Genomic DNA, 18,695 nt, shown 5'->3' with positions numbered 1-18,695 from the left:
GCATAGAATGGTGTAGCGGATGTAACAAGTCATGACTCAGATCAATTGACTATAGACTTTCTGTGGCGTTGGCGAGCCGAAGGGCATCTTGTGATGACTGCCGAATATGCATCAGCCAACCCACGGGTCGAGCACTGCCACGCCGATGTAGGCATGTTGCTACCGGGGCGGGTGGCCGACAGGCGAAACAGATTTACCCAGGTTTTCGGCCGGTAACAAAAAGGCCCCGCCAATCAGATTGGCGGGGCCTTTGGTGTATCAGCTACTCGTCTTACTGGGCGTCAGCGGCCGGAGCCTTTTCGCCATGAGACAGGCTATAGACATAGGCGGCCAGCAAGTGGACCTTGTCGTTGCCTTGCAGGTCAGCCTGGGCAGGCATCTGGCCCTGGCGGCCGTAGCGGATGGTCTGCTGCAGTTGAGCGAAGCTCGAACCGTAGATGAACGCCGCAGGGTGCGTCAGGTCAGGTGCGCCCATGGCGGGCGTGCCTTTGCCGGCTGGGCCATGGCAGGCCACGCAGTTGGCCGCGAACAGTTTCTGGCCGTTGGCCGGATCGGCCTTGGCGCCTTCCGGCAGTTTGCGGCCGTGCAGGCTGGTCACCAGGTAGGAAGCCACGTCAGCGACGCCTTGCTCGCCGACCACGGCAGCCCAGCCCGGCATCACGGCGTGACGACCGCCCATGATGGTGGTCTTGATGGTTTCCGGCTCACCGCCCCAGCGCCAGTCGGCGTCGGTCAGGTTGGGGAAGCCATAGGCACCCTTGGCGTCGGAACCATGGCAAACCGAGCAGTTGGAGGCGAACAGGCGGCCACCCATCTTCAGGGCTTGCGGGTCCTTGGCGACTTCTTCGATCGGCATGGAGGCGAACTTGGCGAAGATCGGACCGAACTTGGCGTCCGAGCGAGCCATTTCCTTTTCCCACTCGTGAACACCTGTCCAGCCGGTCTGGCCGTTGGCGAAGGCGGTCTGCTTTTCGGTGTCCAGGTAGTTATAGCCTGGCAGCAGGCCCTTCCAGTTGCCCAGGCCAGGGTAGAGCACCAGGTAACCGAGGGCGAACACGATGGTGCCCACGAACAGCATGAACCACCATTTCGGCAATGGGTTGTCGTACTCCTCGATCCCGTCGAACGAGTGGCCGACGGTCTCGTCCGTCTGCTCGGCGCGCTGGCCCTTGCGGGTCGACAGCAGCAGCCAGGTCAGGGAGAAGATCGTTCCCAGGCTGAGGACTGTGACGTACAGACTCCAGAATGTAGTCATTCTTTGTTACTCCTAGAAGCTTGCTCGACGTGCTTGATGGCTTCGGGATCATCCGCGAACGGCAGCAAGGTCGCGTCGTCAAACTCCGACTTGCGCTTGGGGCTGAACACCCACAGGGCCAGACCGATGAAGGCCACCATCACGACGACGGTGCCCAGGCCGCGAATCATCCCGATATCCATAAAGAATCACCGTTTGCTTTTGATGATGGTGCCCAGGCCTTGCAGATAGGCCACCAGCGCGTCCATTTCAGTCTTGCCCTTGACGGCATCCTTGGCACCGGCGATGTCTTCGTCGGTGTAAGGCACGCCCAGGGTGCGCAGGACTTCCATTTTCTTGGCGGTGTCTTTGCCGTCGAGCTTGTTTTCTACGAGGAACGGGTAGGCCGGCATTTTCGACTCAGGCACTACGTTGCGCGGGTTGTACAAGTGCGCACGGTGCCAGTCGTCGGAGTAGCGGCCGCCAACGCGGGCCAGGTCCGGACCGGTACGCTTGGAACCCCACAGGAATGGGTGGTCCCAGACGCTTTCACCGGCGACCGAATAGTGGCCATAGCGTTCGGTTTCGGCGCGGAACGGACGGATCATCTGCGAGTGGCAGCCGACACAACCGTTGGCGATATAGATGTCACGGCCTTCCAGTTCAAGGGCGGTACGTGGCTTCATGCCTTCGACCGGCTTGTTGGTCACGTCCTGGAAGAACAGCGGAACGATCTGGGTCAGGCCGCCGATGCTCACGGCGATGACCATGAAGAAGGCCAGCAGGCCGATATTCTTCTCTACTGCTTCGTGCTTCATCAGTGAGCTCCAACTACGGCGATCTTGGCGGCGGCTTCAGCTTCAGCCGGGTCAGAGGCACGAACGGTGCGGTACACGTTGTAGGCCATGAACAGCATACCGCTGGCGAAGAACGCGCCGCCCAGGGCTCGGACGATATAGCCCGGGTGGCTGGCTTGCAGGGCTTCGACGAACGAGTAGGTCAGGGTGCCGTCATCGTTGATCGCACGCCACATCAAGCCTTGGGTGATGCCGTTGACCCACATCGAGGCGATGTAGAGCACGGTGCCGATGGTCGCGAGCCAGAAGTGCGCGTTGATCAGGCCGGTGCTGTGCATCTGCGCACGACCGAACAGTTTCGGGATCATGTGGTAGATGGCGCCGATGGAAATCATCGCAACCCAGCCGAGCGCACCAGCGTGTACGTGGCCGATGGTCCAGTCGGTGTAGTGGCTCAGGGAGTTGACGGTCTTGATCGCCATCATCGGGCCTTCGAAGGTCGACATGCCGTAGAACGCCAGCGACACAACCAGGAACCGCAGGATCGGGTCGGTGCGCAGCTTATGCCAGGCGCCCGACAGGGTCATCATGCCGTTGATCATGCCGCCCCAGCTTGGCGCCAGCAGGATGATCGACATCGCCATGCCCAGGGACTGCGCCCAGTCTGGCAGTGCGGTGTAGTGCAGGTGGTGAGGACCGGCCCAGATGTACAGGGTGATCAGCGCCCAGAAGTGGACGATGGACAGGCGATAGGAATAGATCGGACGCTCGGCCTGTTTCGGCACGAAGTAGTACATCATCCCCAGGAAGCCCGTGGTCAGGAAGAAGCCTACGGCGTTGTGGCCGTACCACCACTGGATCATCGCATCCGTCGCGCCCGAATAGGCCGAGTACGACTTGAAGAAGCTGACCGGCAGGGAAGCGTGGTTGACGATGTGCAGCATGGCTGTCACGACGATGAACGCACCGTAGAACCAGTTACCGACGTAGATGTGCTTGGTCTTGCGCTTGACGATGGTGCCGAAGAACACCAGACCGTAGGTCACCCAGACGATGGCCAGCAGGATAGCCAGGGGCCATTCCAGCTCAGCGTATTCCTTGGTGGTGGTGTAACCCAGTGGCAAGGTCACGATCGCACCGACGATGACCGCTTGCCAGCCCCAGAAGGTGAAGGCGGCGAGGCTGTCGGAGATCAGTCGCGTTTGGCAGGTTCGCTGCACGACGTAGTAAGAAGTGGCAAACAATGCACAACCACCGAAGGCGAAGATCACCAGGTTGGTGTGCAGCGGGCGCAGGCGTCCAAATGTCGTCCATGGCAGATCGAAGTTCAACTCCGGCCAGACCAGTTGCGAGGCGATGAAGACACCGAGCCCCATGCCAAGGATCCCCCAGACCACCGTCATGATGGCGAACTGGCGGACTACCTTATAGTTATAAGCAGTCGGACTGATTGCTGTGCTCATTCTAAGGTTCCACGGTTTGGGTGTTTTATTAGGATAAAAATCGGTCGCAAGTATGGAGAAAGCGGGGGGTCATTGCAACGCGCCATGACCTGGGTCAATGCTTTCCAAAGCTGATTCTGCGGCCTTTCCATGTTCCTTGTAGGGACAAAAATGGCCCACGGCAAAATGTCGCAACGAAGGAATGAGGCGAGGGGGTCAGGTCGGTTGTAACGGGGTGTGTTCAAACACAGCGTTCGGGTGATGCCAGGCAACTGTCGCAACAGCCGGTATTCACCTGCCTTTGCGGCCTTTTTGACGAACGATTGTCGAACGCATCGGGTCGGGTCGACCTGAAACCGGCAGTCGCCAGCGCACGCAAAGGCAAGCTTAGACCCGATTCCGGGGAACCGAAAGAAAGACTATGGGAGGGTGCGACAATGCGTCGCGCAGGGACACGGAGCAGCCGCATCCAGACGGATGCGGCTGTTCACGCGGTCAAGATTTATTCGCTTTTGTGTTCGGCTTGCAGGCGCTCGGCACCGGCGGTGTGGGACAGACTGTAGACGTAGGCGGCCAGCAGCTGCACCTTGTCATTGCCCAGCAACTCATTCTGCGCTGGCATGTGGCCCTGGCGACCATGGCGAATGGTCTGCTGCAACTGTGCCAGGCTGGTGCCGTAGATGAAGCCGGCCGGTTTCGTCAGGTTCGGCGCGCCCATGGCTTCGGTTCCCTGGCCGTTGGCGCCGTGGCAGGCGACACAGGTGGTGCTGAAGGCCTGTTGGCCGGCTTGCAGGTCGGCACCACTGTCCGCCGGCAGAGGCAGGCCGGCCAAATCGTGGCGTACGTACGCGGCCACGTTCTTGACCCCGGCCTCTCCCAGCACTTCACCCCAGGCCGGCATCGCCGCCATGCGGCCGCCCATGATGGTGGTCTTGATGGTGTCGGCAGCGCCGCCCCAGCGCCAGTTGCTGTCGACCAGGTTCGGGAAGCCGAAGGCACCCTTGGCGTCCGAACCGTGGCAGACCGAGCAGTTGGAGGCGAACAGGCGGCCACCCATCTTCAAGGCTTGTGGGTCCTTGGCCACTTCCTCCACGGGCATGGCGGCGAATTTGGCGAAGATCGGCCCGAACTTGGCGTCGGCCTTGGCCATTTCCTTTTCCCATTCATGGGCGCCGGTCCAGCCGTTCTCGTAGCCTGGCAGGATGCCTTTCCAGTTGCCCAGGCCCGGATAGAGGACCAGGTAGCCGACGGAAAACACCAGGGTGCCGGCGAACAACAGGAACCACCACTGCGGCAGCGGGTTGTCGTACTCCTCGATGCCGTCGAAGCTGTGGCCCATGGTCTGGTCGACGCTGCCCTTGGTCTCGCCCTTGCGAGTGCCGATCAGCAACCAGGTCAGGCCGATGAGGCTGCCGATGGTCAGTACGCAGATCCACGTACTCCAGAAGGTGGTCATGGCCGGGTACTCCTTGTTGCAGGGTCTTGGGGGGGGGCGATGTCGGCAGGTGGTTCGTCGGCGAACGGCAGCAGGCGCGCTTCGGCGAACTCTGGACGACGTTTGCTGCTGAATACCCACAGGGTCAGGCCGATGAAGGCGATGAACACCACGACCGTGCCCAGGCCGCGGATCATTCCAGTACTCATTTCAAGAACCATGGCTCACCTCTTGCTCTTGATGGCAGTGCCGAGCACTTGCAGGTAGGCCACCAGCGCGTCCATTTCGGTCTTGCCCTTGAGCGAGGCCGTCGCGCCTGCGATGTCGTCGTCGGTGTACGGCACGCCCAGGGTGCGCATGGCGCGCAGCTTGCCTTCGGTGTGGCTGCTGTCTACCGCGTGGGTCACCAGCCACGGGTAGGCCGGCATTTTCGACTCGGGCACGACGTTGCGCGGGTTGTACAAGTGGGCGCGGTGCCAATCATCGGAGTAGCGCGCGCCGACCCGTGCCAGGTCCGGCCCGGTGCGCTTGGAGCCCCACAGGAATGGATGGTCCCAGACGCTTTCGCCGGCGACGGAGTAGTGGCCGTAGCGCTCGGTCTCGGCGCGGAACGGACGGATCATCTGCGAGTGGCAGCCGACGCAGCCTTCACGGATGTAGATGTCGCGGCCTTCCAGTTGCAGGGCGGTGTAGGGCTTCATGCCGTCTACCGGTTTATTGGTCACGTCCTGGAAGAACAGCGGCACGATCTGGGTCAGGCCGCCAATGCTCACGGCCAGGACCATCAGCAGCATCAGCAGGCCGACGTTTTTTTCGATTGTTTCGTGTTTCATGGTGGACTCCTCAGGCCATCTGCGCGGCAGCGGCGGCTTCGGCAGGCTGGTAGGCCCGCACGGTGCGCCAGGTGTTGTAGGCCATCAGCAGCATGCCGAGGAGGAAGATCGACCCGCCCGCCAGCCGCACGACGAAGCCTGGGTGGCTGGCCACCAGGGTTTCGACGAAGGAGTAGGTGAGCGTTCCGTCCTCGTTCACCGCACGCCACATCAGGCCCTGGGCGATGCCGTTGACCCACATCGAGGCGATGTAGAGCACGGTGCCGATGGTTGCGAGCCAGAAGTGCGCGTTGATCAGGCCGATGCTGTGCATCTGTGGCCGGCCGAAGACTTTCGGGATCATGTGGTACAGCGCGCCGATGGAAATCATTGCCACCCAGCCGAGCGCGCCGGCATGTACGTGGCCGATGGTCCAGTCGGTGTAGTGGGAGAGGGCGTTGACGGTCTTGATCGCCATCATCGGACCTTCGAAGGTCGACATGCCGTAGAACGCCAGGGACACCACCAGGAACCGCAGGATCGGGTCGCTGCGCAGCTTATGCCAGGCCCCCGACAGGGTCATCATGCCGTTGATCATGCCGCCCCAGCTTGGCGCCAGCAGGATCAGCGACATCACCATGCCCAGCGACTGTGCCCAGTCCGGCAGCGCGGTGTAGTGCAGGTGGTGGGGACCTGCCCAGATGTACAGGGTGATCAGCGCCCAGAAGTGCACGATGGACAAGCGATAGGAATACACCGGGCGCTCGGCCTGCTTCGGCACGAAGTAGTACATCATCCCCAGGAAGCCTGCGGTGAGGAAGAAGCCCACGGCGTTGTGGCCGTACCACCATTGCACCATCGCGTCCGTGGCCCCGGCGTAAACCGAGTAGGACTTGGTGAAGCTCACTGGCAGTTCCAGGTTGTTGACGATGTGCAGGATCGCCACGGTCAGGATGAACCCGCCGAAGAACCAGTTACCGACGTAGATGTGCTTGGTGTTGCGCTTGGCCACGGTGCCGAAGAACACGATGGCGTAGGCCACCCAGACGATGGTGATCAGGATGTCGATCGGCCATTCCAGCTCGGCGTATTCCTTGGAACTGGTGTAGCCCAGTGGCAGGCTGATGGCCGCCAGCAGGATCACCAGTTGCCATCCCCAGAAGCAGAACGCGGCGATTTTCGGCGCGAACAGCTGCGTCTGGCAGGTGCGTTGCACCGAATAGAACGAACTGGCGAACAGGGCGCAACCGCCGAAAGCGAAGATCACTGCGTTGGTGTGCAGTGGGCGCAGGCGGCCGAAGCTGGTCCATGGCAAATCGAAGTTGAGTTGTGGCCAGACCAATTGGGCGGCGAGAAAAACCCCGAGCCCCATGCCGACGATGCCCCACACCACCGTCATAATGGCGAATTGGCGGACCACCTTGTAGTTGTAGGCGGTACTGATAGAAGTGTTCATGGTTCCCCATCCACGGTTCAGCCGAAGTGAGCGCCTGCGCAAGGCAGTGCGGCGTTCTTCGCCTGGAGTTATAGGCAGACTAAAAGCGAGGTCAGCATGGACAAACAGCACAAGGCCAGTATTGACGGGGATCAATGGGCGCGATGTGTAGCCGAACATGGCTGGTTATGGACAGCCGGACAATCGGTCGCTGGCGCCAAGGCGCCAACCCTGATCCTGGCCCATGGTGCCGGTGCGCCAATGGACAGTGGCTTTATGGAGGAAATGTCCGCGCGCCTTGCCGCGCATGGTGTCAACGTGTTGCGTTTCGAGTTTCCCTACATGGCCCAACGGCGCCAGGACGGGGGCAAGCGTCCGCCCAACCCGGCACCTAAGCTGCTGGAATGCTGGCGGGAGGTGTACACCACGGTGCGGCCTTATGTCGCTGGGCGGCTGGCGGTGGGGGGCAAGTCCATGGGCGGGCGCATGGCGAGCCTGCTGGCCGATGAGTTGGGCGCCGATGCGCTGGTGTGCCTGGGGTATCCCTTCTATGCGGTGGGCAAGCCGGAGAAACCGCGGGTCGAGCACCTGGCGGCGTTGAAAACCCGGACCATGATCGTCCAGGGCGAGCGCGATGCGCTGGGCAATCGGGAGGCGGTGCAGGGCTACACCTTGTCACCGGGCATCGAGGTGTTGTGGTTGGTGGCGGGGGATCATGACCTCAAGCCGCTGAAGACTTCGGGGTTCAGTCATGAGCAGCATCTGGAGGCGGCGGCGCAGAGAGTGGCCGGGTTTCTTCTTCAGAAATGATGATGCTGTTGCCGGCCTTATCGCGAGCAAGCTCGCTCCCACAGTGGAATGCATTTGAATGAGCGATCCCACCCCTTGTGGGAGCGAGCTTGCTCGCGATAGCGATCTATCAGGCAACAAAAAACCCGGAAGCTTTCGCTGTCCGGGTTTTTTGATCAAGCCAACATCTATCAGCGATTAAACCGCTCCACCAACGAATACTGCGTGTTGGCCGTGCGGGTCAGCTCTTCGCTCAGCAGCGCCGAGCTGTGAGCCTGGCCAGAGGTCTGGTCGGCGAGAGCCGAGATGTTGCTGATGTTGCGGCTGATCTCCTCGGCCACTGAGCTTTGCTCCTCGGTGGCGGCGGCGATTTGGGTGGTCATGTCGGTGATGTGGGCCACCGCTTCGCTGATCCCCACCAGCGCCTCGTCCGCTTCCATGACCCGGGCCACGCCTTCTTCGGCCTGGCGATGGCCAGCGTCCATGGTCTGCACGGCGTTGGTGGCGGTCTGCTGGAGCTTGGCGATCAGGGCGTGGATCTGCCCGGTGGATTCGCTGGTGCGTTGTGCCAGTTGCCGCACTTCGTCAGCCACCACGGCAAAACCACGGCCCATCTCCCCGGCACGGGCCGCTTCGATGGCGGCGTTGAGGGCCAGCAGGTTGGTCTGGTCGGCGATGCCTTTGATCACGTCTACCACGCCACCGATCTCGTCGCTGTCCTTGGCCAACTGGGTCACGGTCTGCCCGGTTTCGCCGACCACCACCGACAGGCGCTCGATGGCTTCGCGGGTTTCGCCGGCGATGTCGCGGCCGCGGCTGGTCAGGCGGTTGGCTTCCTGGGTGGCATCGGCGGTGCGCTGCACGTGGCTGGCGACTTCCTGGGTCGTTGCGGCCATCTGGTTGACGGCCGTGGCGACCTGTTCGGTTTCCACCCGCTGGCGCTCCAGACCGCTGGAACTGTCATGGGCCAGGGTGTTGGACTGGCGAGCCTGGTCGTTAAGGTGCTCGGCGGTGTCCTGCAGGCGGGTCAGGCAGGTTTTCAGGCGCGCCTCCTGGCTGAGGATCGACATCTCCAGGCGTGCCTGGACGCCGCGGCTGTCGGTGTACATCCGGGCGATCAGCGGGTCGGACGTGGTCTGTTCGGCCAGGCGCAGCAGGCGCTTGATCCCGCGTTGCTGCCATTGCAGGCCCATCAGCCCCAAGGGCACCGCCAGCACGGCCGCCAGGGCAAAGCCCCAGGAGGAATCCAGGAACGCGCCGACGACGAAACTCAACTGGCTGACCAGGATAAACGGTAGCCAGTCCTGCAGCATGGGCACCCATTTGTCGCTGCCCGGAACCGCGGACTTGCCTTGGTTGATGCGTTGATAAAGCGCTTCGGCCCGGGCGATCTGTTCGGCGGAGGGCTTGACCCGCACCGATTCGTAGCCGACCACCTGATTGCCCTCGAACACAGGCGTGACATAGGCGTTGACCCAGTAATGGTCGCCGTTCTTGCTGCGATTCTTGACGATGCCCATCCATGGCAAGCCTTGTTTCAGCGTACCCCACATGTGTGCGAACACCGCGGATGGGACGTCGGGATGGCGCACGAGATTGTGCGGCGAACGAATCAGTTCTTCCTTCGAATACCCGCTGATGTCAACGAATGCGTCGTTGCAGTAGGTGATCACGCCCTTGGCGTCGGTGGTCGAAATCAATCGTTGCTGGGCCGGGAAGGTCCTTTCGCGTTGTGTGACGGGTTGGTTGTTACGCATGTGTGTAGATCCGCAAGGCTTTGAAAGGCTATGAAAGGTTGTCGGCGGTGTCAGGTTTAAATTGAAGTTATTTTTGCCTGTCGCTATCACGCCAGCATCGGGTAGGTAAATAGGGCGAAATGAAGCAGATTGAGGAGAAAATGCGTGGCAATCGCCGCACCCAGGCCGCCAAAACGATATGCCAGGCCATAGCCGACCCCCGCCAGGCCCGACAGCAGCACCCATTGCCAACCTGCGCCAGCGTGTACCAGGCCGAACAGCAGCGAGGTCAGGAGCAGCGCCAGGTTGTCGCCGTAACTCAGGTGTTTGAAGCGCTGGCTCAAGCCTCCCTGAATGTAGCCGCGAAACAGCGCTTCCTCCACGAGCGTCACCAATAAAAGATTATTGAGCACCCACAGCCAGGCGTGCTCCGGCCACTTTGGTGCCCAGTGGATCATGCCCAGCAGCATCGCCCCGCCGAGGGCCAGCACCGCGCTCAGCGCCAGACCCAGGGCCGTGGCATAGACCGACAGGCGCAACGAGCGCCGACCGACGATCCAGGGGCAGGCCAGCAGCAGCCAGAATCCGATCAGGGGCTTGTCCTGGTTGAGGTACATGGCAAATGGCGCGGCGTCGTCGGTCAAGCGTTGCGCGGGGATCACCCGCCCGTTGAAGAAGCCGGGCATCCAATGCAAGGCCAACGCCAGGGCCATTACCACAAATAGAATGTGACCGAGAAACCGGCCGATTGGCATGGGTTGCTGGCGAACGGCATACCCGGCGAACAGCAATAGCGCGACTGAGATGAGGGCGGTCCAGGCCAACTGACCGTAAGCCAGGGCCAGGCCATAGCCGATGGCGAGCATGGCCAGGTAGGGCCAAGGTAAAGCGGGCATATAACATCCTTTTAGACGGTAGAGCTTTGGGCGAAAGTGGCCGCCGCGTCTATGACGCCGCCAGGTCGCGCAAAGAACACGTTTTGTATCCATGCAGGTTCATGCGTAGGAGGGTGCAAGCCGTTGGCTGACTCTGTTCCGTGAGTGCCGACGGGATTATAGGCAGGCTCGTGCAAAAACGCCGCCTGTTAAAACGCTAATGACGGTCAGGCAGCCGCAGAACCTGTGGGAGCGAGCTTGCTCGCGATAGAGGCTTGTCAGTCAACATCGATGTTGGCTGTTCTACCGCTATCGCGAGCAAGCTCGCTCCCACAGGGGGGGCTTATCTTTAACTGGCAATCAATTGCCGCAACACATAGTGAAGGATCCCGCCGGCCTTGAAATATTCCACTTCATTCAAGGTATCGATCCGGCACAACACTTCGATTCGCTCCTGGCTGCCGTCCTCGCGGGTAATGACCAGGGGCAGGTTCATGCGCGGCGTCAGTTCGACGTTGTTGAGCCCGAGGATGTCCAGGGTTTCCTTGCCCGTGAGGTTCAGGCTCTTGCGGTTCTGGTCGAGCTTGAACTGCAACGGCAGCACGCCCATGCCCACCAGGTTGGAGCGATGGATACGCTCGAAGCTTTCGGCGATCACCGCCTTGACCCCCAGCAGGTTCGTGCCCTTGGCTGCCCAGTCCCGGCTCGACCCGGTGCCATATTCCTGGCCGGCGATCACCACCAATGGTGTGCCCGCGGCCTGGTACAGCATGGCGGCGTCGTAGATCGGCATTCGTTCGCCACTGGGAATGTAGATCGTGTTGCCGCCTTCTTCGCCGTCGAGCATTTCGTTGCGAATGCGGATATTGGCGAAGGTGCCGCGCATCATCACCTGGTGGTTGCCGCGCCTGGACCCGTAGGAGTTGAAGTCTCGCGGCTCCACGCCTTGTTCGCGCAGGTAGCGACCGGCCGGGCTGTCCGCCTTGATATTGCCAGCCGGGGAGATGTGGTCGGTGGTCACCGAGTCTCCCAGCAGGGCCAGGACCCGGGCGCCTTCGACGTTCCTGACAGCCGGTGGCGGCCCGTCGATGTCGTCGAAGAACGGCGGGTGCTGGATGTAGGTCGAGTCGTCCTGCCAGACGTAAGTCGCCGCTTGCGGCACTTCGATGGCTTGCCATTGCTCGTCACCGGCAAACACGGCGGCGTATTCCTTGTGGAACATGCTGGTGTTGACCTGGGCCACGGCGGCGGCCACTTCCTGGCTGCTGGGCCAGATGTCCCGCAGGTACACCGGCTTGCCGTCCCGGTCGTTGCCCAGCGGCTCGCTACTGATATCGATACGCACCGTGCCGGCCAGGGCATAGGCGACCACCAGTGGCGGCGAGGCCAGCCAGTTGGTCTTCACCAGTGGATGCACCCGGCCTTCGAAGTTGCGGTTGCCTGACAATACCGAGGCCACCGTCAGGTCGGCTTTCTGGATGGCTTTTTCGATGGGCTCCGGCAATGGTCCGGAGTTGCCGATGCAGGTGGTGCAACCATAGCCCACCAGGTCGAAACCAAGTTTATCCAGGTACTCGGTCAGGCCGGCCGCCTTGTAGTAGTCGGTGACCACCTTGGAGCCCGGCGCCAGGGAACTCTTGACCCAAGGCTTGCGGGTCAGGCCTTTCTCCACGGCTTTTTTCGCCAGCAGCCCGGCGGCCATCATCACGCTGGGGTTGGAGGTGTTGGTGCACGAAGTAATGGCGGCAATCACCACCGCGCCGTTTTTCAGGCGATGGGTGTGGCCTTCGAATTCATATTCGGCTTCGCCCACCTGATCGGCATTGCCCACCGCGACGCCACCGCCACCTTCACTTTCCAGGCGACCTTCTTCTTTGCTGGTGGGTTTGACCTGCAACCCCAGGAAGTCGCTGAAAGCCTGGCCGACATTCGGCAACGAGACCCGGTCCTGCGGGCGTTTCGGTCCGGCGAGGCTGGCTTCGACGCTGCTCATGTCCAGCTCCAGGGTGTCGGTGAACACCGGTTCCTGGCCGGGCAAGCGCCACAGGCCCTGGGCCTTGCAATAGGCCTCGACCAATTTCACCGTTTCCGCTGGGCGTCCCGACAGGCGCAAGTAATCCAGGGTCACATCGTCCACCGGGAAGAAACCGCAGGTGGCGCCATATTCCGGGGCCATGTTGGCGATGGTGGCGCGGTCGGCCAGGGGCAGGTCGGCAAGGCCGTCGCCATAGAACTCGACGAATTTGCCCACCACGCCTTTCTTGCGCAGCATCTGCGTGACGGTCAGCACCAGGTCGGTGGCGGTGATGCCTTCGCGCAGCTTGCCGATGAGTTTGAAGCCGATGACCTCGGGAATCAGCATCGACACCGGTTGGCCGAGCATGGCGGCTTCCGCCTCGATCCCGCCGACGCCCCAGCCCAGCACGCCGAGGCCATTGATCATGGTGGTGTGGGAGTCGGTGCCCACCAGGGTGTCGGGGAACGCGTAGGTGCGACCGTCTTCCTCTTTGGTCCACACGGTGCGGCCCAGGTATTCGAGGTTGACCTGATGGCAGATGCCAGTGCCCGGCGGCACCACGCTGAAGTTGTCGAAAGCGCTCTGGCCCCAACGCAGGAAGGCGTAGCGTTCGCCGTTGCGTTGCATTTCGATGTCGACGTTCTGCTCGAACGCCTGGCTGCTGGCGAATTTGTCCACCATCACCGAGTGGTCGATCACCAGGTCCACCGGCGACAGCGGGTTGATCCGCTGGGGATCGCCGCCGGCCTTTTCCACGGCGGCGCGCATGGCGGCCAGGTCGACCACGGCGGGGACGCCGGTGAAGTCTTGCATCAACACCCGGGCGGGGCGGTATTGAATCTCGCGGTCGGAACGGCGCTCCTTGAGCCACCCGGCCAGGGCCTTGAGGTCGGTGCCGGTGACGGTTTTTTCATCTTCCCAGCGCAGCAGGTTTTCCAGCAGTACCTTCAACGACATGGGCAGTTTGTCCAGGTCGCCCAGGCTTCGGGCGGCATCCGGCAGGCTGAAGTAGTGGTAGGTCCTGGCGTCGACTTGCAGTGTTTTAAGGGTTTTCAGGCTATCGAGGGACGGCATTGAAATCACTCCTTTGAGTCCGCACGGCTACGGACTGACGGAACGGACAGAGCCTTTAACCTAGCCCTGTTTTGAGCGTATGACTAATCACTGGACTCTATGGGCAGGTTCGCGGTTCCGAACTCCGCTATCATGCGGCGGTTTTCGTGACAGGCTTTGCTACGGAGTTTCAATGAACACGCTTTTCATGCACTGTCGGCCGGGCTTCGAAGGCGAGGTCTGTTCCGAGATCGCCGAACACGCGGCCCGGCTCAACGTGGCCGGCTACGCCAAGGCCAAACCGGCCAGTGCCTGCGCTGAATTTGTCTGCACCGAAGACGACGGCGCCGAGCGGCTGATGGACGGCCAGCGCTTCGCCGAACTGATTTTTCCGCGCCAGTGGGCGCGCGGTACGTTCATCGATTTGCCGGAAACCGATCGCATCAGCGTCATCCTGGCCCACATGGCCGCTTTCCCGACCTGTGGCAGCCTGTGGCTGGAAGTGGTGGATACCAACGACGGCAAGGAACTGTCGAACTTCTGCAAAAAATTCGAAGGCCCGTTGCGCAAGGCGCTGATTGGCGCCGGCAAGCTGGTGGACGACCCGCGCAAGCCGCGCCTGCTGCTGACTTTCAAGAGTGGCCGTGAAGTGTTCCTGGGCCTGGCCGAATCCGATAACTCGGCAATGTGGCCCATGGGCATTCCCCGCCTGAAGTTTCCCCGGGAAGCGCCGAGCCGTTCCACCCTCAAGCTTGAAGAGGCCTGGCACCATTTTATTCCCCGGGACCAGTGGGACGAGCGCCTGCACAGCGACATGACCGGCGTGGACCTCGGCGCCGCGCCGGGCGGCTGGACCTGGCAACTGGTCAACCGGGGCATGCTGGTGACCGCCATCGACAATGGCCCGATGGCCGAAAGCCTGATGGACACCGGCCTGGTGCAGCATCTGATGGCAGACGGCTTCACGTTCAAGCCCAAGCAGCCGGTGGACTGGATGGTTTGCGATATCGTCGAGAAACCGGCACGCAACGCGGCGATGCTGGAAGAGTGGATTGGCGAAGGGCATTGCCGCGAGGCCGTGGTCAACCTCAAGCTGCCGATGAAACAGCGTTATGCCGAGGTCAAGCGCCTGCTCGAACGCATCGCCGAGGGTTTCAAGGCTCGGGGCATCAAGGTCGAGATCGGTTGCAAGCAGCTGTACCACGACCGCGAGGAAGTGACGTGCCATCTGCGGCGGTTGGACACGAAAAAGCCGAAGTCCCGCTAGTCCCTTAGAGCCAATGAAATCCCCTGTGGGAGCGAGCTTGCTCGCGATGGCGTCGGCACATTCAACATTGATGCAAGCTGACCCACCGCCATCGCGAGCAAGCTCGCTCCCACATTAGGGTACGGCGTTAAGCCAGGGGTGACCGAACGCCGACATTGCGCGACAATGCGGCCAGTTTCAGGAGTAGAACATGAGTGAAATGAACGACACGCCGGTCGACGGCACGCTGGATGCCACGGGGCTCAATTGCCCGGAACCGGTGATGATGCTGCACCAGCACATCCGCGACCTTGCCCCCGGTGGCCTGCTGAAAGTCATCGCCACCGACCCCTCGACTCGCCGCGACATCCCCAAGTTTTGCGTGTTCCTGGACCACGAGCTGGTGGCCCAGCAGGAGGAAGCGGGCACTTACCTCTACTGGATCCGCAAGAAACTCGCTTAATCCGTCGAGCGGCTGACGCGGATCTGCTTGCGCGCGCTGCGTGCCAGGCGGATCGACAGCATCAGCGCCGCGCAGCTCAAGCCCACGATCAGGCCTTGCCACAATCCGCTCGGGCCGCTGGCGGCACCGAGCCAGTCGGTCAGGCCCAGGGCGTAACCCACCGGCAGGCCGATGCCCCAATAGGCGAACAGGGTCAGGATCATCGTTACCCGGGTGTCCTGGAAGCCGCGCAACGCGCCTGCCGCCGTGACCTGGATCGCATCGGAAAACTGAAACAGCGCCGCGTAGACGATCAGCATCGAAGCCACGTCGATCACCACCGGATCTGCGGTATAGATCGCCGCGATAGGCCCGCGCAGCGCGAACATCAGGCTCGCCGACAGGCAGGCGTACGCCAGGGCCGTGCCCATGCCCACCCCGGCAGCGAAGCGCGCTTCGCGAGGCTGACGACGGCCCAGGGCCTGGCCGACCCGCACCGTGACGGCCATGCCCAGGGAGTAGGGGATCATGAACACCAGGGAACTGAAATTCAGCGCGATCTGGTGCCCGGCCACTACTGTGGCGCCAAGGCTGCCGATCAGCAGCGCGATCACCGCGAAAATACTCGACTCGGCGAACACCGCAATGCCAATCGGCAAGCCGATGCCCAGCAGACGCTTGATGACCACCCATTGCGGCCAGTCGAAACGGCTGAACAGCCGGCTCGACTGATAGGCCGGTGCCCAGCGAGCCCAACCGGCCATGCCCAGGGCCATGACCCACATCACGATGGCTGTGGCCCAGCCGCAACCGACGCCGCCCATGGCGGGCACGCCCAGGTGCCCGTAGATGAAGATGTAGTTGAGCGGAATGTTCAGCGCCAGCCCGCACAGCCCCAGCACCATCGCCGGCCGCGTGCGCCCCAGGCCGTCGCTGAAGCAGCGCAGTACGTGGTACAGCGCCACGGCCGGCAGGCCCGTGCCGATGCCCCGCAGGTATTCCATGCATGGGCCAATCAGTTCGGGGTCGACATTCATGATGTGCAGGATCGGTTCGGCGCTGAACAGCGCCAGTGTGGCGATCAACCCCACCACCAATGCCAGCCACAGCGCCTGGCGTACCAGCGGCCCGATTTCGTCGAACGTACCGGCGCCGAAGCGCTGGGCAACTTTCGGCGTGGTTGCCAGCAATGTGCCGGTCATCAACAGGAACACCGGCACCCAGATAGAGTTGCCCAGGGCTACGGCCGCCAAGTCCCGCGGGCCAACCCGACCGGCCATCACCGCATCGACAAACCCCATGGCGGTGGTTGCCAGTTGCGCCACCATGATCGGCAAGGCCAGGGCCAGCAAGGTCCTGAGTTCCAGGTGAACCCGGGCCGGGCGGGAGAGGGTGGTGGCGGTATCGATTACAGGGTTCACAGGGAAAGCGTCCGAAAAGGTTAAGCGCAAGGCGGCGAATTCTACGCTTTGACGCAGTGGTCAGGAAAAATCCTGTGTTGTGGATTTGTAATCGCTTTTTCAGTTTTCGAGCACCTGTGGGAGCAAGGCTTGCCCGCGATGAAGATGATGCGGTCTGCCGAGTAACCGAGGCGTCGGCATCGCGAGCAAGCTTTGCTCCCACATACATTCCCTCGCCACAACATCATTCGCTCCGGGTAATGCACAGGCCCAACGGAACGCCTACACTGCCTACCCCGCCAAAGGAGCTCTGCCATGCTGATCGTCGCCGACGAAAACATCCCCCTGCTTGACGCATTTTTCCAAGGATTCGGCGAGATCCGCCGGGTACCGGGCCGGGGGATCGACCGGACGATGGTCGAGCAAGCCGATGTGCTGCTGGTGCGTTCGGTCAGCCAGGTCAATCGGGCGCTGCTGGAAGGCAGCAAGGTGCGCTTTGTTGGCACGTGCACCATCGGCACCGATCACCTGGACCTGGACTATCTTGCCGAGGCCGGTATCCGCTGGGCCAGCGCGCCGGGCTGCAACGCCCGTGGCGTGGTGGACTATGTGCTGGGCAGCCTGATGACCCTGGCAGAAATCGAAGGCGCGCAACTTGAGCAACGAACCTTCGGTGTGGTCGGCGCAGGCCAGGTGGGCGGGCGGTTGATCGAGGTGCTCAAGGGGTTGGGCTGGACCGTGAAGGTCTGCGATCCGCCGCGTCAGGCCGCCGAGGGGGGCGACTATGTGAGCCTGGAGCAGATCATCGAGCAGTGCGATGTGATCAGCCTGCACACACCGTTGACCCGCGACGGCGAGCAACCGACCTGGCACCTGTTCGACGAAGCGCGTCTGAACCAGCTCAAGCCCGGGACCTGGCTGATCAACGCGGCCCGCGGCCCGGTGATCGACAATGCCGCGCTACGTGAAGTGTTGCTGGAACGCGAAGACCTGCAAGCGGTGCTGGATGTCTGGGAGCAGGAGCCCACCGTGGATGTGGACCTGGCCGATTTGTGCGTGATCGCCACCCCGCACATTGCCGGTTACAGTCTCGATGGCCGCCAGCGTGGCACCGCCCAGATCTACCAGGCCTTGTGCGCTTTCCTGGAGCGGCCGGTTGAAGTCAGCCTCAGCGACCTGTTGCCTCGGCCTTGGCTGGGTGGCATCACCCTGGATGCCGCAACCGACCCGGCCTGGGCCTTGGCGGCGTTGTGCCGGAGCGTGTACGACCCCCGTGGCGACGACGCGAACTTTCGCCGCAGCCTGGTGGGCACAGTAGGCGAACAACGCAGCGCGTTCGATGCCTTGCGCAAGCACTACCCACCACGGCGGGAAATCGACAGCCTGAAGGTTCGTATCGAAGGGCAGTCGGCGGCTTTGCAACAGATCGTGACTGCGCTGGGTTGTGGGAGCAAAGCTTGCTCGCGATGAACGATGACGCGGTCAGGGGACCGAGGTGCCTGCATCGCGGGCAAGCCTTGCTCCCACAACGTTTCTCGCAGGCATAAAAAACCCGACATCAAGGTCGGGTCCAATTGAAGACGGGCTGTATCACTTTTGTTCGGCAGGCTTGACCAGTCGTTTTTCCAGCTCGCTGCAGGCTTTCTGGATCATGTCTTCGGTGATCGGAACTTCGCGCCCTTGGGCATCGATGAACGAGCAGCCCAGAGACTGGTCCGGTTGCGTGCGGATTACTTGAATCTTGTCGTCGCTGCTGTGTTGCAAGGACATGGCCTGTCTCCTCATCAGGTTGTGTGCCTACTTTAATGTCGCCAGGTGACCGAGCCATGACACTCCTTGTAGGGTCATGGCGACACCTCCACTCAATCAGAAACACAGTTGCGTTTCCAGCCAGACTTTAGACCGATAACATCTAGCCTCTAGTCGTTGTGGTCATATTTAACCTGACTCATTCTGATTCAATTTGGTTCCGCTACGCTTTG

The 18,695-nt window shown here is 61.9% G+C and carries 17 protein-coding genes; 4 read left to right on the top strand and 13 right to left on the bottom strand.

What is annotated here, in order from left to right:
- Positions 1-271: 271 nt before the first annotated feature.
- The 8 genes from ccoP (KGA89_RS27675) to ccoN (KGA89_RS27640) form a co-directional block, all read right to left on the bottom strand.
- Positions 272-1,255: a cytochrome-c oxidase, cbb3-type subunit III gene (ccoP, locus tag KGA89_RS27675; RefSeq protein WP_003199603.1), complete on the bottom strand. Its 984-nt coding sequence runs from the start codon at positions 1,253-1,255 to the stop codon at positions 272-274.
- Positions 1,252-1,437 carry a CcoQ/FixQ family Cbb3-type cytochrome c oxidase assembly chaperone gene (locus KGA89_RS27670; RefSeq protein WP_003183474.1) on the bottom strand — a complete coding sequence of 62 codons (186 nt, stop codon included), beginning with the start codon at positions 1,435-1,437 and terminating at the stop codon, positions 1,252-1,254. Before KGA89_RS27670 ends, ccoP (KGA89_RS27675) begins: the two co-directional genes overlap by 4 nt.
- Before the next feature lie 6 nt (positions 1,438-1,443).
- Positions 1,444-2,052, bottom strand: a complete 609-nt coding sequence (gene ccoO / locus KGA89_RS27665) for a cytochrome-c oxidase, cbb3-type subunit II (RefSeq protein ID WP_003199605.1) — start codon at positions 2,050-2,052, stop codon at positions 1,444-1,446.
- Positions 2,052-3,494, bottom strand: coding sequence for a cytochrome-c oxidase, cbb3-type subunit I (gene ccoN, locus KGA89_RS27660; RefSeq protein WP_003199607.1), 1,443 nt, complete (start codon positions 3,492-3,494; stop codon positions 2,052-2,054). Before ccoN (KGA89_RS27660) ends, ccoO (KGA89_RS27665) begins: the two co-directional genes overlap by 1 nt.
- A gap of 481 nt (positions 3,495-3,975) precedes the next feature.
- Entirely contained in the window at positions 3,976-4,929 is a 954-nt protein-coding gene (ccoP, locus tag KGA89_RS27655) for a cytochrome-c oxidase, cbb3-type subunit III (RefSeq protein ID WP_003199609.1), read from the bottom strand.
- Positions 4,926-5,129: a cbb3-type cytochrome oxidase subunit 3 gene (locus tag KGA89_RS27650; RefSeq protein WP_223473042.1), complete on the bottom strand. Its 204-nt coding sequence runs from the start codon at positions 5,127-5,129 to the stop codon at positions 4,926-4,928. The genes ccoP (KGA89_RS27655) and KGA89_RS27650 overlap by 4 nt, the downstream gene beginning before the upstream one ends.
- Positions 5,130-5,132: 3 nt before the next feature.
- Positions 5,133-5,741 carry a cytochrome-c oxidase, cbb3-type subunit II gene (gene ccoO / locus KGA89_RS27645; protein ID WP_003199612.1) on the bottom strand — a complete coding sequence of 203 codons (609 nt, stop codon included), beginning with the start codon at positions 5,739-5,741 and terminating at the stop codon, positions 5,133-5,135.
- Between the two features lie 10 nt (positions 5,742-5,751).
- A complete protein-coding gene (ccoN, locus tag KGA89_RS27640; protein WP_003199614.1) occupies positions 5,752-7,176 on the bottom strand; it encodes a cytochrome-c oxidase, cbb3-type subunit I in 1,425 nt (474 codons plus the stop codon).
- 96 nt (positions 7,177-7,272) lie between these two features.
- Between ccoN (KGA89_RS27640) and KGA89_RS27635 the strand changes: the two genes are divergently transcribed.
- Positions 7,273-7,965 (top strand): alpha/beta family hydrolase, encoded by a 693-nt coding sequence (locus KGA89_RS27635; RefSeq protein WP_223473041.1) that lies wholly within the window; start codon positions 7,273-7,275, stop codon positions 7,963-7,965.
- A 170-nt stretch (positions 7,966-8,135) separates the two neighbouring features.
- On the opposite strand, the gene KGA89_RS27630 is transcribed toward KGA89_RS27635, so the two are convergent.
- From KGA89_RS27630 to acnA, 3 genes are all read right to left on the bottom strand, one after another.
- Positions 8,136-9,701, bottom strand: coding sequence for a methyl-accepting chemotaxis protein (locus tag KGA89_RS27630; RefSeq protein WP_003199618.1), 1,566 nt, complete (start codon positions 9,699-9,701; stop codon positions 8,136-8,138).
- Positions 9,702-9,787: 86 nt separating this feature from the next.
- On the bottom strand, positions 9,788-10,576 hold the full coding sequence (locus KGA89_RS27625) for a CPBP family intramembrane glutamic endopeptidase (RefSeq protein ID WP_013692618.1): 789 nt from the start codon (positions 10,574-10,576) through the stop codon (positions 9,788-9,790).
- A 328-nt stretch (positions 10,577-10,904) separates the two neighbouring features.
- On the bottom strand, positions 10,905-13,646 hold the full coding sequence (gene acnA, locus KGA89_RS27620; RefSeq protein ID WP_003199621.1) for an aconitate hydratase AcnA: 2,742 nt from the start codon (positions 13,644-13,646) through the stop codon (positions 10,905-10,907).
- Between the two features lie 172 nt (positions 13,647-13,818).
- Here acnA and rlmM point away from each other — a divergent pair, with 172 nt between their 5' ends.
- Entirely contained in the window at positions 13,819-14,892 is a 1,074-nt protein-coding gene (rlmM, locus tag KGA89_RS27615) for a 23S rRNA (cytidine(2498)-2'-O)-methyltransferase RlmM (RefSeq protein ID WP_223473040.1), read from the top strand.
- Positions 14,893-15,082: 190 nt separating this feature from the next.
- On the top strand, positions 15,083-15,334 hold the full coding sequence (gene tusA / locus KGA89_RS27610) for a sulfurtransferase TusA (RefSeq protein WP_003183455.1): 252 nt from the start codon (positions 15,083-15,085) through the stop codon (positions 15,332-15,334).
- Here the strand turns inward: tusA and KGA89_RS27605 are convergent.
- Entirely contained in the window at positions 15,331-16,734 is a 1,404-nt protein-coding gene (locus tag KGA89_RS27605) for an MATE family efflux transporter (RefSeq protein WP_223473039.1), read from the bottom strand. The genes tusA and KGA89_RS27605 overlap by 4 nt on opposite strands.
- Positions 16,735-17,028: 294 nt before the next feature.
- On the opposite strand from KGA89_RS27605, the gene pdxB reads away from it, so the two are divergent.
- On the top strand, positions 17,029-18,183 hold the full coding sequence (gene pdxB, locus KGA89_RS27600) for a 4-phosphoerythronate dehydrogenase PdxB (protein WP_223473038.1): 1,155 nt from the start codon (positions 17,029-17,031) through the stop codon (positions 18,181-18,183).
- A gap of 120 nt (positions 18,184-18,303) precedes the next feature.
- Here the strand turns inward: pdxB and KGA89_RS27595 are convergent, their stop codons facing one another.
- The gene (locus KGA89_RS27595; RefSeq protein WP_003199629.1) at positions 18,304-18,483 is read right to left on the bottom strand and encodes a PA1571 family protein; all 180 of its coding nucleotides are present in this window, start codon (positions 18,481-18,483) and stop codon (positions 18,304-18,306) included.
- Positions 18,484-18,695: the final 212 nt, after the last annotated feature.

Source organism: Pseudomonas sp. A-RE-22, assembly GCF_019956035.1.
Classification (GTDB): Bacteria; Pseudomonadota; Gammaproteobacteria; order Pseudomonadales; family Pseudomonadaceae; genus Aquipseudomonas; species Aquipseudomonas brassicacearum.
Note: the sequence above shows the minus strand (reverse complement) of the source record. Positions and strands in the feature narration are given on the sequence as shown.